This is a genomic window from Micromonospora sp. B006, from assembly GCF_003408515.1.
In the GTDB taxonomy this organism is placed as follows: domain Bacteria; phylum Actinomycetota; class Actinomycetes; order Mycobacteriales; family Micromonosporaceae; genus Micromonospora; species Micromonospora echinospora_A.
In genome coordinates this window covers 1,211,836-1,226,856 of the sequence record NZ_CP030865.1, presented here as the reverse complement: position 1 = coordinate 1,226,856, position 15,021 = coordinate 1,211,836, and the positions used below count along the sequence as shown (strand labels likewise).

The following is a 15,021-nucleotide window of genomic DNA, read 5'->3' as shown; positions in this document are numbered from 1 at the left end:
AGTGCGTGGAATCCTTCTCGCCGGTGGCACCGGGTCCCGGCTGTGGCCGATCACCCGGGCCGTCTCCAAGCAACTGATGCCGGTGTTCGACAAGCCGATGGTCTACTACCCGCTGTCCACTCTGGTGATGGCCGGGGTGCGGGAGATCCTTGTCGTCACCACGCCGGAGGACCGCGCCCAGTTCGAGCGGCTGCTCGGTGACGGCAGCCAGTGGGGGCTGCGGCTGGCGTACGCCGAGCAGCCCCGCCCGGAGGGCATCGCGCAGGCGTTCCTGCTCGGCGCGGACTTCATCGGTGACGAGTCGGTGGCGCTGATCCTCGGCGACAACATCTTCCACGGCGTCGGGCTCGGCCGGCAGCTCGCCCAGCACGGCGAGCCGACGGGCGGCCGGGTCTTCGCGTACCCGGTGGCGAACCCGCAGGAGTACGGCGTGGTCGAGTTCGACGCCGACGGCCGGGTGCTGTCGATCGAGGAGAAGCCGGCCCGCCCCCGGTCCCGGTACGCGGTGCCGGGCCTCTACTTCTACGACAACCGGGTGGTCGAGATCGCCCGCAAGCTGACGCCGAGCGCGCGCGGCGAGCTGGAGATCACCGCTGTCAACGAGACGTACCGGGCGTGGGGTGAGCTGACGGTGACGGTCCTGGACCGGGGCACCGCGTGGCTGGACACCGGCACGTTCACCTCGATGATGCAGGCCGCCGAGTTCGTCCGGGTGATCGAGGAGCGCCAGGGCATGAAGATCGGCTGCGTCGAGGAGGTGGTCTGGCGCTCCGGGCTGATCGACGACGAGCGGCTGCGCGTGCTCGCCCATCCGCTGACCCGCAGCGGCTACGGCGAGTACCTGCTGGGCCTGCTGGCCGGCCCGAGCGGAACCGACCGATGAAGATCCGGCCGCTGAGCATCGAGGGGGCCTGGGAGATCACGCCCCGGCAGCACGGCGACTCCCGCGGGTTGTTCATGGAGTGGTACCGGTTCGACCGGCTCGCCGAGGTGGTCGGGCATCCGCTGCGGCTCGCCCAGGGCAACCTGTCCGTCTCCGCGCGGGGCGTGGTCCGCGGCATCCACTTCGCCGACGTCCCGCCCGGCCAGGCCAAGTACGTGACCTGCGTACGCGGGGCCGTCGTCGACCTGGTGGTGGACATCCGGGTGGGCTCGCCGACGTTCGGGCGGTGGGAGACGGTGCGGCTGGACGACGTGGACCGGCGTGCCGTCTATCTCAGCGAGGGTCTGGGGCACGGTTTCTGCGCGCTGACCGACGACGCCACGCTGAGCTATCTCTGCTCGACCACCTACAACCCGGGCGCCGAGCACACGGTGCATCCCCTCGACCCGGACCTGGCGATCGACTGGCCGGTCGAGGCGCCGGTGCTGTCGGCCCGGGACGCCGCCGCGCCCAGCCTGGCCGACGCCCGCACGGCCGGGCTCCTGCCCGACTACCGCAGTTGCCTGTCGTTCGTGGCCGGTCCCGATCCGGCCAGGTGGAGCCCGAAGGCTGATTGCAGCTGACCGGTCATTCGGGTAGAAAATGCCAGCGACGTGGTACTCGACGTACCCGTACCTGTGCCGCACCGTTTGGGGGAGACGAGTGACAGGCGGTTCGCTGGTCGACGCTGCTCAGTCCCCGTCGGAACCCGGCACGACACCTCCGTCGCGGCGCCGGGCGGCCGGTCTGCTGCGGCGGCTCGTCGCGCCCGAGCGCCTCTATCTCGGCGCGCTGGGCCTGACCGGCCTGGCTGCGGTCATGTCGGTGGCGCTGCCCGCGGCGGAGCGCGGCGAGCTGTCGGCCAACATGGTGAGCGCGACGCTCGGCGCGGCCGTCGGCGGGCTGTCGCTCGACACCTTCCTCATCTCGCGCCCGGCCGGCTGGGTGCAGTCCCGGGGACGGGCGTACCTGATCGCGATCCTCGGCGTCGCCGTACTCCTGTCCGGTGTCGCCGCCGCGCTGCTCACCGCGGCGGCGGGCGTCGGCGCCTATCTGGTCGGGGTCGGGTCCGCTGTGGGTCTGACCGTGTTCAACACGGTCTCGTCGCTCGCCCTGCGGCAGCGCAGCTTCGGGCTGGTCTACGCGATGCGCGCGGCGAGCGGCGCGGTCCTGGTCGCCGGTTACGCCGCCCTCTACGCCGCCGGCCGGCTCGACGGCGGCGTGTGGAGCATGGTGTGGCTCGCGGTGCAGTGGCTCAGCGCCTTCGCCGTGTGCGGCCTGGTCCTGGTGCGGCTGCGGCGGGCCGGAGCCGCCCCGGCGCCCACCTCGACCGGAGCGGACTATCGGGCCGACCTGCTCGCGGCCGGGAGCCTGCACCTGGGCATCTTCGCGCAGATGATGACGCTGCGGTTCAACCAGATCCTGGTGGCCCGGTTCGCCGGGGCCGGTCCGCTCGGCGTCTACGCGCTTGCGGTCGCGGCCCTGGAGTTCGCGCAGGCCGGCGCCGTGGTGCGGGCGCAGCGCATCCTGGCCGACCGGGACGGCGGGGACGGGCCGGACCCGACGCCGGCGGTGGTGAGGGCCGCCCTTCCGATCGCCCTGGCCGCGATCGCCGGGCTCGGGGTGCTGGGCTTCCTGGCGCCGGAGTACCGGCACGCCTGGCTCCTCGGGCTGCTGCTCCTGCCGGGCTCGCTGGCCACGGCGGCCGGGAAGAGCTGGAGCGCCCTGCTGCTGAAGCGGCGGGGCGAGAAGGCGACCACTGTGGTCGCCGTCGTCACGTCCGCGGTCGCGATACCGGCATACCTCGGCGTCATCCCGTGGGCCGGTGTGGTCGGGGCGGCGGTCGCCTCCTCGCTCGCCTACGCCGTACACGCGTTCGCGTCGAGAGCGAGCCTGCGACGAGCGCAGCCGCCGAATCCTGGGATGGTGTGAGATGGACGCCTCGATCGTGGTTCTCGCCTGGGAGGACTTCCACCGCACCCGCGCCTGCGTCCTGTCACTGCCCGCCGAGGCCGAGATCGTCGTCGTGGACAACGGCAGCTCGGCGGAGATCCGCCAGGCGCTGAGCGAGTTCTGCGCCGAGCAGGGCGTCACCTACGTCCAGTCCGGCTCGAACCTGGGGTACGCCCGGGGCATGAACCTCGGCGTACGGCACACCAGCCGGGCGAACGTCATCCTCTCCAACAACGACATCGTCGTGCACGACGACGCGGTGGCCCGGCTGCTGGCGGCTCTGGAGGACCCGGAGGTGGGCGCGGCCTTCCCCGCGGTGGTGACGCCGGAGGGCGTGCCGCAGACCGAGGGCGGCCGGTTCCTGACCATGGGGGTCGGGCTGGGCCACGCCACCGGGCTGAGCCTCGTGGTGCCGCGCCTGCGGATCGTCGCGCCCCCGGAGCAGGCGGACTGGCTGACCGGGCCGTTCGTCGCGCTGCGACGCAGCACCTTCGACGCCATCGGCGGTGTCGACGAGACGTCGTTCTTCTACTCCGAGGACATGCGGCTGTGCTGGGCGGTGCGCCGGCAGGGCAAACGGCTGGCGTACGTGGCGGACGCCGTGATCATGCATGAGGACGACGCGACGGCCAAGCGCCGCTGGTCGGCCGAGGAGATCTCCGAGCGGCGTACCCGCGAGTTCATCCGGGCCAGCCGGGACCTGGGCGGCCGCCGTGGTCGCGTGGCGGCCACCGCGTACGTCTGCGGCATCCTGCTGCGGGCGGCGGTGGGCCGCGACTCCGTGCGCCGCGCGATAGCGCGCGGGGCCGTCGCGGGACTGCGTGCGTCGTGAAGGTGCTCTTCGTCTGCACGACAGGTGGCGCCGGGCGGCGGCAGCTGGGCGGCGCGGAACGGATGCTCACCGAACTGGTGCCGGCGCACGCCCGCACCGGCGTCGACGTGGTCGCCGCCACCTCGGACGACGAGGTGGGCCGGTCGCTGCGCGAGGCCGGAGTGCCGTGGGTCGGGCTCGGCGCGACCAGCCGGATCGACCTCGGCTACGCGCGGGAGATCCGTCGTCTCGTCCGCGAGGTGAAGCCGGACGTGGTCTGCGCCCACCTGCTGTCCGCCGCCATGCACGCGCGGGCCGCGCTCAGCCTGGACCGCACCCCGCTCGTGGTCACCCTGCACAACAGCCTCTGGCAGTACCGGGACACCGCCGGGTCGTGGCAGCAGAAGGCCGCCATCCAGTCCAACATCACGCTGGACCTGGCGATGCGCCGCCTCCGGCCGCACGCGACAGTCGCGGTGTCCGAGTTCGAGGCCACCGAGCTGCGCGAGCGGGGGCGCGTCCGGAACATCCACCTGATCCCCAACCCCCTGCCGGCCGACTGGCCCGGCCCGAAGCCCGCCGACGCGCCGGCCACCGGCCGGCGGCCCGTGGTCGGCTACCTGGGCCGGCTGGAGCGGGAGAAGGGCGCTGACCTGCTGGCCGAGACCGCCGCGCACCTGCCGGAGATGGACGTCAAGGTCGCCGGCGCCGGCTCGCTCCCGATCGCGGCCCGGCCGAACCTGGAACTCGTCGGGCGGGTCAGCGCGGCGGACTTCCTCCGGCGCGTCGACTGCCTCCTGGTCCCGTCCCGGGTCGAGTCGTTCGGGCTCAGCGCGCTGGAGGCGCTGTCCCTGGGCGTACCGGTGGTGCACACCGGGGCCGGCGGCCTGGCCGAGGTCACCCGGCACGCCACCGGCACGCTCGCCGTCCGGGCCGACCCCAGCCCCGCCGCGCTGGCCGCCGCCGTCCGACAGGCACTGGCCCACGCCGGGCCCGCCGGGGAGCGGCAGGCAGTGGCCGAGTGGTACGCCCAGGAGTACGCCTTCGACCGGTGCGTGACGCGCTGGCAGAGTCTGTACCGGTCGCTGCAATGACCGCCGTGGAACTGACTGTCGTCACGGTGCTGTACCGGTCCGCCGGCATGCTCGCCGAGACGCTGCCCACCTGGGTGCGCAGCGCCGAAGGTCTGCCGGTGCGGTTCGTCTTCGCCGACAACTGGCCCGAGGACGGATGCGCGGAGATCATCGCCGGCTGCCTCGACCACGACCGGTACCGGTACCTCCCCGACTCGTCCAACCCCGGTTTCGCGGCCGGCTGCAACCGGGCCGTCGCGGCCACCACCACCAGCCATGTGCTGCTGCTGAACCCGGACGTCTGGCTGCCCGACGGCGCGCTGGCCCGCATCTGCGCCACCGTCGCGGAGGACCCCGGCATCCCGGTCGCGGTCGGCCTGGCCATGCACGGCGGCGAGTACGTGGGCATCGACCTGCACCCGGTCTCGCTGTTCATCGACCGGTCCGCCACGACGGCGCGGGCGCCACTGGGCCCGTCCGGCGGCGCGGCGGTCTTCCCCACCGACCTGTACCGCAGGTTCGGCGGCTTCTACGAGCACCTGTTCGCCTGGGGTGAGGACGCCGACCTCGCCCTGCGGCTCTACGCCTCGGGTACGCCCACCCGCCCGCTGGATCTGATGCTCCCGCACGCCGGTGGGCACAGCGTCGACGGCGACGACCGGCTCCAGGGCTTCCGGGCGTTCCTCCTGGCCCGCAACCGGCTCCTGGTCGCGGCGCGGACGCTCACCTGGCCGCTGCTGCTCGTCGCGCTCCCGGTCCTCGCGTTGGCGCACGTCGCGCTCGCCGCCCGGCGGGTCCGCCAAGGGCTGCTGCGGCCGTTCCTGCGCGGCGTGGGACACGGCCTGCGGCAGGGGCCGGCCGCCCGCCGGCAGTGGACCGGCAAGCGGTTCGGCTTCGCGACCCTGCTCAGCTATCTGACAGTTCGGAGAGCGTGATGACGGGACACCCGTGGAGTGTCGTGACTGTCACCTACAACTCGGCGGACACGCTGCGCCGCTGCTGGCGCGGCGAGAAGCCGTACGAGTGGATCGTGGTGGACAACGCGTCGTCCGACGACTCCGTGGCGGTGGCCCGGGAACTGGGCGCCCGGGTCGTCCCGCTGCCGGAGAACGTCGGCTTCTCCCGGGCCAACAACGTCGCGCTGCACGAGGCCGGCGGCAGGTACCTCCTCTTCGCGAACCCGGACCTGGAGGTCCGCCCGGACGGGCTGGACGTGCTCGCGCGGCACCTGGACGCGCACGGCGGCCTGGTGGCGCCCCAACTGCTCACGACCGGGGGAACTCCGCAGCCCAACGGGCGTGGCTTCCCGTACGCCACCGCGAAGCTCGGCAACCGGAAGCTGTGGCCGCTGTCCCGCCTGCACGCGTCGTACCGGATGGTGGCGGAGCCGGGTGAGGTCCGCTACGTCGCCTGGCTGATGGGAGCGGCGGTCGCCGGCCGCACCGCGGACCTCGTCGAGCTGGGTGGGTGGAACGAGCGATTCTTCCTCTACTACGAGGACCACGAGCTGGGTCTGCGGGCGTGGCAGCGCGGTTTCCCTGTCGCTCTGCTCGGTGACGTGCGGTGGACCCACCACTGGGCGCGGGCGACGAACTCGGTGCGGTGGTCGCCGGCGCACACGCTGGAGCTGCGCAGCGCCCGGATCTTCTTCGGCATGTTCCCCGAGTTCCTGGTCGGCCTGCCGCCGGCCGCACGCCGGCATCAGCGGGCGGCCGGCCTGATCGGTTCACGGGTGCCCGCGCCCCGCCCGCCGGTGGCCGGCTGAGCCGGGGCGGTCCGCGTGCTTCCCCTCCTGAGGACCGCCGTCCGGCGTGCGCTCGTGTCGCAGCCGATGGCTACGGCGTACCGCGGGCGCGCCAACGGATTCGGCGCCCTGCGCCTCGCCTTCGCGCTGGCCGTGGTGCTGTCCCACACCGCCGCCCTCGGGTTCGGGCGTCCGCTGCTGCACCGGGTCGACCTGGGCGCGCTGGCGGTGGCGGGCTTCTTCACGATCTCCGGGTTCCTCGTCGTCGGCTCGGCGCGGCGCAACTCGGTGCCCCGCTTCCTGTGGCACCGGGCGCTGCGGATCTGGCCCGGACTGTGGGTCTGCCTGCTGTTCACCGGCCTGGTCGTCGCGCCACTGCTGTACCTCGACCGGCACGGCACTGTCGACGGGCTGTGGCGCAGCCCGGGCGGCGTGCTCGACTACCTGCGGCAGAACTGGTGGGGCGGGCTGCGGCAGTTCGGCATCGCCGACCTGCTGCGCGGTGACACGCCGTACTGGCACTGGCAGGGCGGGAACACCATCAACGGGTCGTTGTGGACCCTCGCCTACGAGATCTACTGCTATCTGGCGGTGGCCGTCCTGGCCGCGCTGACCGTCCTGCGCCGGCAGCTCCGCTGGCTCACGCTGCTCGCCGTGGTCGCGGTGTTCGGCGTCCTCTGCTGGAACCACCTCCAGCCCGGGGCTGCGGTCTGGACCAGCGGGGCCATCGGTCCGCTGCCGATGCTCGGCGCGCTGGAGAAGACCTACCTGCTCTGGTACGGGTTCATGTTCCTGGCCGGCGGAGCCGCCGAGCTGTACCGCGACCGGCTGCCGATGAACGACCTGCTCGGCGTGCTCGCGCTCGGGACGGTCGGCTGGCTCGCCGCGCGGGGCGACTTCGTCGGCCCGGGGCCGAACGCCGCCGCGGGGGCGTTCTTCGCCCCCGCGCTGCTCGCCTACGCGTACGCCGTCCTCTGGCTGGCCGTGCGGCTGCCGCGGATGCTGCACCGCGTCGGCCGCGACAACGACTACTCGTACGGGGTCTACATCTACTCGTTCGTGGTGCAGCAGGTGCTCGCCAAGATCGGCCTTCCGGCCCTCGGCGTGGCCGGGTTCTTCCTGGTCAGTGCGCTGCTCAGCCTCGGGTTGGCGATGCTCTCCTGGCACCTGGTCGAGAAGCCGGCGCTGCGGGCAAAGGACTGGACGCCGCCCGCGCTGCGCGAGCCGTCCGACGATCCGCCGGGCCACGACGGTCCCGACTCACGTCCGGGGCCCGGGCGCACGGCGGACATCGAGCCGGATCCGGCTGCCGCGCCCGCCGCCGGTTAGCGCGGGCCCGCGGCGGCCGGGGCGGCGGCTTCCGTGACCGGTCGCCAGCGACGGGGCCGCGGCAGCGCCCGCGCCGACAGGGACGGGTTGTCGGCGGCGCCCAGCGCGACCGCCAGCAGCAGCACGGCCACGGCGCCCAGCCACAGCCACACGTCGAAGAAGAAGATCTGGGCCGCGAACCCGACCAGCAGGAGGCGGGCCGGCAGCGACCGGAGGCGCCGGTAGAGCAGCACCAGGAGCGCCAGCAGGCAGGCCAGTCCGATCAGGCCGAAGTTGTACCAGAACGTCAGGTAGGTGTTGTCGAAGACCTGGGCCTGGCCGTCGCCGATGCCGACGTTCTCCAGGAACCGCACGTTGGCTTCCGGCCCGTTGCCGAACACCACAGTGGACCAGTCGTGGGTGATGCCGTCCCAGACCACGCTCATGCGCGTGAAGCGGGCGTCGGCGCTGGCCGGGTCGGAGATTCGTGATCCCGCCACGTCGACGGAGTCCACGGCGCTCGCGGTGGGCGCCGCCGGGGCCGGCGCGCTGGGCTCCGGCGCCCCGGAACTCACCGTCGGAGGCGCCGGAGCGGCCGGGCTCGGTGTGGAGGCGGGCGACTCGGGGGCCGGGGCCGCCGAACTCGCCACCGGGGCGGCCGGACTCGGGGGCGGGGCGGCGGCGGTGGCCGCGCCCTGCCCGGTCGGCGTCGAGGCGGTGGTGTCGGGCAGCAGGGCCGGCGGGCTGAACGCCACGAGCGCCCAGGTGATCGCGGCGATGGCGGCAGCGCTGCCCAGGCCGCGCCAGCTGACCTTCCGCCACTGGAGGAACAGCCAGAACCCGAGCGCGAGAACCGTGCCCACCCAGGCGCTGCGGGTGCCCGAGAGCACCAGGCCGACGAGGTTGGCGGTGACCGGCACGTACCAGAACCGGCCCCGGAGGGTCAGCGCGACGAGCACCATCGCCATGGCGAACGTGCCGTAGATGATGGGGTGCCCGGACAGGCCCACCGCCCGGGTCGCGTCGAACGCCGAGGTGTAGGTCCAGTCGTACGCGAACTGGTCGAAGATCGGCCAGCTCCGGGAAGCGGTCTGATACTTGGCGAACACGGCCACGGCGACGCTGAACCAGGTGAGGGCCTCCGCGATCCGCAGGACGGTCCGCCGGTCGTGCCGCGCCTCCTCCGCGAGGTGCCAGGCCAGCACGCCGAAGCACAGCAGGGGCGCGACGCCGACGGCGATCGGCTTCACCCCGTGCCAGTGGACGAGCCCCGCGAGCACCGCGCACGCCGGAAGCAGCAGCGCCGCCGCGAGCGCCTTCGGCGGCCACCCGTCGCGTTCGGCGCGCAGCACCCGCCCCCACGCGGCGAGGAGGAACAGGACCAGCAGCAGCGCGTACGAGGGATTCGTCGGATAACCGACGTCGATGGTCACCGGGACGGCGAACGCGATGACGAAGACCGCCCAGGTGATCCGGACCGGTTCCGTCAGCACCCAGCCGAGCAGGGCGCCGACGCCGACCCCGAGCGCGAGCTGCCACCTGCCCGTGAGCAGGAATCCGGCCGCCAGAACGACAAGGCCGAGGCCGAGGTGAAGCACCCTGCGCTCCACGCCCCTGATCTGGTCAGCCAACACGCGCACCGCACGATCGTACGGATCAGCCGTGGCCGATCGGCACCAGCCCTGGGGCCGGGGACGCGGGCCCGCAGGTCCGGGCCTGTCGACGCACCTGAGTGGTGGGTTAGGGTGACGGCCGGTCGGCAGGCGGGGATAGGGATCTGCGTGGTCGCACGGGTGGAACCAGCCGATGTGGACAGAACCGGCGGGGCGGTGGACCGCCCGCCGGGGCCCCGCCCGATCCTGTGGGACAGCACCGCCGTCCTCGCTCTGCTGTGCCTCCTGCCGATCCTGCACGACGTCAAGACCATGCTCTCCGCGCCGTACTGGCTCGACGAGGCGTGGGTCGCCCTGTCCGTCCGCTTCCCGCTGGGCGATCTGCCGGTCACCACGTCGTCCAGCCCGCTCGGCTGGAGCCTCCTGCTGCGGCTGGTACCCGATCCGGACGACCTGCGTCTGGTCACCCTGGCGTTCCAGGGGCTCGCGGTCGTGGCGGCGTACGGTCTCGGCCGGGCGCTGCGGTGGTCGACGCCCGGCCGGGGCGTGGTGGCCGGGGCGGCCTGCGCGGCGACGGTCCTGCTGCTCCCCGCCCAGCAGGTGCGCCACGATCTCAAGCAGTACACCGCCGACGCCGCGGTGGCCGTGGGCGTGCTCGCCCTGGTCGCCTGGGTCGAACAGCGGTGGTCGCGCCGGCGGCTCAACGTGCTCACCGCCGCCGTCGCCGCCGGCATGCTGGTCAGCCACGTCACCGCGATCGTGGCGCCGTGCGCGTTCGGCGGATTGCTGCTGGTCACGGCGGTCCGGCGGCAGTGGCTACGCCTGGTCGAGGTGGCAGTGGCCGGGCTCAACGCCGGGCTGGTCCTCACCGGCGTCTACTTCGGCATCTCGATGCAGGGCCGCAACGTGCCCATGCAGCAGTTCTGGGCCGACAACTTCCCCGGCGTGACCGAGCTGCCCGGCTACCTGGCGCGGCAGATCGACACGCTGATGCCGGTGGTCGGCGCGCCCGGGCTGGTGGTGGTCGCCCTGCTCGTGGCCGGCACGTCGACGCTCCGCAGGCGCGGCCGGCCCGCCGCCGCGGTCGCCGTGATGCTCCTGCCGGTGGTCGCGACGATTGTCGGCGTCGCGAAGGTCTATCCGCTGCTGGAGCTGCGTACCTCGCACTTCCTGCTGGTCACCGCCGCCGCGGTGGCCGGTATCGGGGTCGCCGGGCTGGCGAGCCGCGCGGCCGACCTGGCCTGCCGCCGGCTCCCCCGCGTACGGCCCGCCGTCCTGGCCGCGGCCGTCTGCGCGGTCCTGCTCGGGGGGTACGCGGCCGGCAACAGCCACTGGTACCGGTTCGACGGGAACGAGCCCGGGCTCTACTACACGGCGATCGCCGTCACGGACGTGCGTTCGGCGACCGAGTACGTGGCCCGGCACCGCCTCCCGAACGACGTCGTGGTCATGAACAACGCGGCCTGGTACGGGTTCGCGTTCTACTCCCGCCACGAACGGCTGAAACTGGTCGTGCCGCACGGCAACACGGTGGGCTGGTGGGTCGACATGCCCGACCGGTCCGACGTCGTGGTGGTGCCCGGCCACGACACCACGGCCGTCGGGGCCAGTCTCCGGCACGCGGTCGAACTGGCGGCCGAGCGCGGCGACGGGGCGCGCGTCTGGCTGGTCCGCTCGCACGTCGTCGGCGACGAGGTCGACGCCTGGCGGCAGGCGCTCGCCGCCTACCGCGTCGAGCAGGTCACCGGCGGGGTCGAACCGGTCGCGCGGATCAGCACGGCATGACGCGGCGCGGCGGTCAGCTGCCGCGCTGCCACAGGTCGCGCAGGGCGTCCCAGTTGCCGTCCACACCGTCCTTGCAGAGCGTCTCGATGTAGAAGGCCCCCTGCATGTCGTCGGGGTCCCACCAGACGCCGCAGATCGCCCGGCCGTCCTCGCCCTCGAAGGCGTACTCGACGTAGTTGCCGGGCTTGCCGGTCACGCCGCCCTTCGCGGTGCTCGCCTCGCGCAGCCCCGGCGCCAGCGAGCCGCCGGCGAGGTTGAGCTGCTGGCGGTACGCCCGCGCGGTGTCCTTCTGCTTCTGTCCCGGGTAGAGCGTGAAGTGCAGCCACGCGCCGCCGTAGTGGCAGAAGACGTGCCCCTTCTCGTCCGCCGGCAGCTTCGGTGCGCCTGGCTGGTCGTAGACGGTGCAGCCACCGATCCGGGTCAGCCAGGGCTCGACCAGCGGGGCCAGCTCACCCTCGAACTTGGCCTTGTTGATGGCGAGCTGCGTGGCCTCGTAGGGCGGCAGCGAAGGGCTGGCCGACGGCGTGGGCGCCGCGGCCTCCTTCTCGCGCCCCGCGCCCAGGAAGAACCCGGCGGTGCCGGCGACCAGGGTGAGCACCAGGGCGCCGACGATCGAGATCCAGTCGCGCCGCTTCGGCTTCGGCTGCACCGGGGCGATCCGGCGTCCGCCGGACGGATCCAGCGGATCGGTGGCCACCGGCGCCGAGGCGACAGCGGGGGGCGCGGAGACAGCGGACGTCGCGGAGACGGCGGCCGGGGACATCGGCGCGCCGGAGATCGGCTGAGCCGCCATCGCCCAGGGCTGCGGAACCCACGGCAACTGGGGCGGCGCGGAGACGGGGGCGGCGGCCGGGGGCGGCGGGAGCATCTCGGCCGTCGGGATGCGCTGGTAGTCCATGCCGAGGCTGCGGAACAGCCGCTCGGCCGCGCCCTCCTCTTCGGACGGGTACGCGATCCAGGGCTCGGCGGCCGCGAAGTCGGCGTTGACGTACCGGTGGCCGCCCGGGGTCTGTGCCAGCACGTTCGCCGCGTTGGCGAAGGCCTCCCGCCAGCGCTGGTCACCGGCGGCGGCGCCCTCGAGGACGGCGACGGTGACCGGGCGGTCCTGCCCGTCGAGAGCCGCCCATGCCCGGCCGACCTGGCACTCGCCCAACGTCTCGGTGAACCTGTACGGCCCCTCCGGCTGCATGCCCCACTCCTCTGCTCACCCGCCGTGCGGATAGTACAGAGAGCACGCTCATCGGACCTCCCTGCGGTCGCGCGACGCTTGCGCTCTGAAAGTTTTCATGCATAGAGTCAGCTCGTGAATGAAAGCGGTGCGGCCTCCCCTGACCGCCTGCTCGACCTCTTCCACGGCGTACGGCTCACCCCGACGCAGCGCCGCATCGCGCACTGCCTGGTGCGGCACGCGGACGCGGCGGCATACCTGTCCGCCGCCGAGGTGGCCGAGCTGGCCGGCGTCAGCCAGCCCTCGGTGACCCGGTTCGCCATGGCGCTCGGCCACGACGGCTACCCCGCGCTGCGTCGCCGCCTGCGCGAGCTGGGCGCGCGCGGCGCCGCCGACCAGGACGGCGCCGGGAACGCGCTGCAACGGGCGGTCCACGCCGAGCGGGACAACCTCGACCGGCTCGCCGAGCAGCTCGCCGACGCCGGCCGGGTCGCCGAGGTGGGGAAGCTGCTCGCCGCCAGCCGCCCGCTGCCGGTGCTCGGGCTGCGGGCTGCCGCGCCGCTGGCCGCCTACTTCGCCTACTTCGCCGCGAAGGTGCACCCCGACGTGCGGGTGCTCGACGACGGCGGCAGCATGCTCGTGGACCGCCTGGACCAGGCGGTGGCGGCCGGTGCGACAGCGCTGCTCGCGTTCGTGCTGCCCCGCTACCCCCGGGAGACCCTGGACGCGCTGCGCGAGGCCCGGGGCGCCGGGCTGACGGTCGTGGCGATCACCGACTCGCCGGTGAGCCCGGCCACCGAGCACGCCCAGGTGGTGCTGCCCGCCGCCGTCGGCGCCGATTTGGTCTTCGACCTGCACACCGCACCGATGACCCTGGCCATGGTGGTGCTCCAGGCGATCTGCGACGCCGCACCGGCCGAGACCCAGGACCGGCTCGAGGCGTTCGAGTCGTCCGCCGCCCGCCGCCAGTTGTTCCTCGGCTGAGAGGAGTACGAGATGCACCAGCCCGTCCGCGCCGCCCGCGGCGTCACCCGCACCGCGAAGGGGTGGCCGCAGGAGGCCGCCCTGCGGATGCTGATGAACAATCTCGACCCGGAGGTGGCCGAGCGCCCCGAGGACCTGGTGGTCTACGGCGGCACCGGCAAGGCGGCCCGGGACTGGCCGTCGTACCACGCGCTGGTGCGGACGCTCACCGAGCTGCGCGACGACGAGACGATGCTCGTGCAGTCCGGTCGGCCGGTCGGCGTGATGCGCACCCACGAGTGGGCGCCGCGGGTGCTGCTGGCCAACTCCAACCTCGTCGGCGACTGGGCCACCTGGCCGGAGTTCCGCCGCCTGGAGTCGCTGGGCCTGACCATGTACGGGCAGATGACCGCCGGTTCGTGGATCTACATCGGCACCCAGGGCATCCTCCAGGGCACGTACGAGACGTTCGCCGCGGTGGCCACCAAGCGCTTCGGCGGCACGCTCGCCGGCACGCTCACGCTCACCGCCGGGTGCGGCGGGATGGGCGGGGCGCAGCCGCTCGCGGTCACCATGAACGGCGGCGCCTGCCTGGTCGTGGACGTGGACCGGTCGCGGCTGGAGCGGCGGGTGCACGACCGCTACCTCGACGAGGTGGCCGACTCGCTCGACGACGCGATCGAGCGGGCCCTCGCGGCGAAGCGGGACCGGCGGGCGCTCAGCGTCGGCGTGGTCGGCAACGCCGCCACCGTCTTCCCGGAGCTGCTGCGCCGGGGCGTCGCGATCGACGTCGTGACCGACCAGACCAGCGCGCACGACCCGCTGTCGTACGTGCCGGAAGGAGTCGACCTGGGCGACGCGCGCGACTACGCGGCGGCCAAGCCGGCCGAGTTCACCGACCGGGCGCGGGCGTCCATGGCCAAGCACGTGGAGGCCATGGTCGGTTTCCTCGACGCGGGCGCGGAGGTCTTCGACTACGGCAACTCGATCCGGGGCGAGGCGAAGCTCGGCGGCTACGAGCGGGCGTTCGACTTCCCCGGTTTCGTGCCCGCGTACATCAGGCCGTTGTTCTGCGAGGGCAAGGGCCCGTTCCGGTGGGCCGCGCTCTCCGGCGACCCGAAGGACATCGCCGCCACCGACCGGGCCATCCTCGACCTGTTCCCCGAGAACGAGTCCCTCGCCCGGTGGATCCGGATGGCCGGTGAGCGGGTCGCGTTCCAGGGCCTGCCGGCGCGGATCTGCTGGCTCGGCTACGGCGAGCGGGACCGCGCCGGGGTGCGGTTCAACGAGATGGTCGCCTCGGGCGAGCTGAGCGCGCCGGTGGTGATCGGCCGGGACCACCTGGACTGCGGCAGCGTGGCGAGCCCCTACCGGGAGACCGAGGCGATGGCCGACGGCTCTGACGCGATCGCCGACTGGCCGCTGCTGAACGCGCTCGTCAACACCGCCAGCGGGGCGTCCTGGGTGTCCATCCACCACGGCGGCGGGGTCGGCATCGGCCGGTCCATCCACGCCGGCCAGGTCTGCGTGGCCGACGGCACTGAGCTGGCCGGCCAGAAGATCGAGCGGGTGCTCACAAACGACCCGGCGATGGGCGTCATCCGGCACGTCGACGCCGGCTACGACGACGCCCGCGCGGTGGCCGAGCGCACCGGCGTCCGCGTCCCGATGGCCGAGTAAG

The 15,021-nt window shown here is 73.5% G+C and carries 13 protein-coding genes; 11 read left to right on the top strand and 2 right to left on the bottom strand.

Annotation, left to right across the window (positions count from 1 at the left end; translation table 11 throughout):
- Position 1 precedes the first annotated feature (1 nt).
- The 8 genes from rfbA (at position 2) to MicB006_RS05945 (ending at position 7,832) form a co-directional block, all read left to right on the top strand.
- A complete protein-coding gene (rfbA, locus tag MicB006_RS05980; RefSeq protein ID WP_116504389.1) occupies positions 2-883 on the top strand; it encodes a glucose-1-phosphate thymidylyltransferase RfbA in 882 nt (293 codons plus the stop codon).
- Positions 880-1,506, top strand: coding sequence for a dTDP-4-dehydrorhamnose 3,5-epimerase (gene rfbC / locus MicB006_RS05975; RefSeq protein WP_116504388.1), 627 nt, complete (start codon positions 880-882; stop codon positions 1,504-1,506). Before rfbA ends, rfbC begins: the two co-directional genes overlap by 4 nt.
- Positions 1,507-1,585: 79 nt before the next feature.
- The gene (locus tag MicB006_RS05970; protein ID WP_225980660.1) at positions 1,586-2,854 is read left to right on the top strand and encodes a hypothetical protein; all 1,269 of its coding nucleotides are present in this window, start codon (positions 1,586-1,588) and stop codon (positions 2,852-2,854) included.
- Position 2,855: 1 nt separating this feature from the next.
- A complete protein-coding gene (locus tag MicB006_RS05965; RefSeq protein ID WP_116504387.1) occupies positions 2,856-3,707 on the top strand; it encodes a glycosyltransferase in 852 nt (283 codons plus the stop codon).
- Entirely contained in the window at positions 3,704-4,780 is a 1,077-nt protein-coding gene (locus tag MicB006_RS05960; protein WP_116504386.1) for a glycosyltransferase family 4 protein, read from the top strand. Before MicB006_RS05965 ends, MicB006_RS05960 begins: the two co-directional genes overlap by 4 nt.
- Positions 4,777-5,694 (top strand): glycosyltransferase family 2 protein, encoded by a 918-nt coding sequence (locus tag MicB006_RS05955; protein WP_116504385.1) that lies wholly within the window; start codon positions 4,777-4,779, stop codon positions 5,692-5,694. The genes MicB006_RS05960 and MicB006_RS05955 overlap by 4 nt, the downstream gene beginning before the upstream one ends.
- A 23-nt stretch (positions 5,695-5,717) precedes the next feature.
- Positions 5,718-6,524: a glycosyltransferase family 2 protein gene (locus tag MicB006_RS05950; RefSeq protein ID WP_255419518.1), complete on the top strand. Its 807-nt coding sequence runs from the start codon at positions 5,718-5,720 to the stop codon at positions 6,522-6,524.
- Between the two features lie 66 nt (positions 6,525-6,590).
- A complete protein-coding gene (locus tag MicB006_RS05945; protein ID WP_116504383.1) occupies positions 6,591-7,832 on the top strand; it encodes an acyltransferase in 1,242 nt (413 codons plus the stop codon).
- On the opposite strand, the gene MicB006_RS05940 is transcribed toward MicB006_RS05945, so the two are convergent.
- Complete coding sequence (locus MicB006_RS05940; RefSeq protein WP_152037826.1) at positions 7,829-9,451, bottom strand: O-antigen ligase family protein; 1,623 nt, start codon at positions 9,449-9,451, stop codon at positions 7,829-7,831. The two genes, MicB006_RS05945 and MicB006_RS05940, sit on opposite strands and share 4 nt — an antisense overlap.
- Before the next feature lie 153 nt (positions 9,452-9,604).
- On the opposite strand from MicB006_RS05940, the gene MicB006_RS05935 reads away from it, so the two are divergent.
- Positions 9,605-11,209 (top strand): hypothetical protein, encoded by a 1,605-nt coding sequence (locus MicB006_RS05935; RefSeq protein WP_152037825.1) that lies wholly within the window; start codon positions 9,605-9,607, stop codon positions 11,207-11,209.
- Positions 11,210-11,222: 13 nt separating this feature from the next.
- On the opposite strand, the gene MicB006_RS05930 is transcribed toward MicB006_RS05935, so the two are convergent.
- Positions 11,223-12,398 (bottom strand): hypothetical protein, encoded by a 1,176-nt coding sequence (locus tag MicB006_RS05930; protein WP_116504380.1) that lies wholly within the window; start codon positions 12,396-12,398, stop codon positions 11,223-11,225.
- A 114-nt stretch (positions 12,399-12,512) separates the two neighbouring features.
- Here MicB006_RS05930 and MicB006_RS05925 point away from each other — a divergent pair, with 114 nt between their 5' ends.
- Complete coding sequence (locus MicB006_RS05925) at positions 12,513-13,361, top strand: MurR/RpiR family transcriptional regulator (protein WP_116504379.1); 849 nt, start codon at positions 12,513-12,515, stop codon at positions 13,359-13,361.
- 12 nt (positions 13,362-13,373) lie between these two features.
- Positions 13,374-15,020 carry a urocanate hydratase gene (gene hutU, locus MicB006_RS05920; protein WP_116504378.1) on the top strand — a complete coding sequence of 549 codons (1,647 nt, stop codon included), beginning with the start codon at positions 13,374-13,376 and terminating at the stop codon, positions 15,018-15,020.
- Position 15,021: the final 1 nt, after the last annotated feature.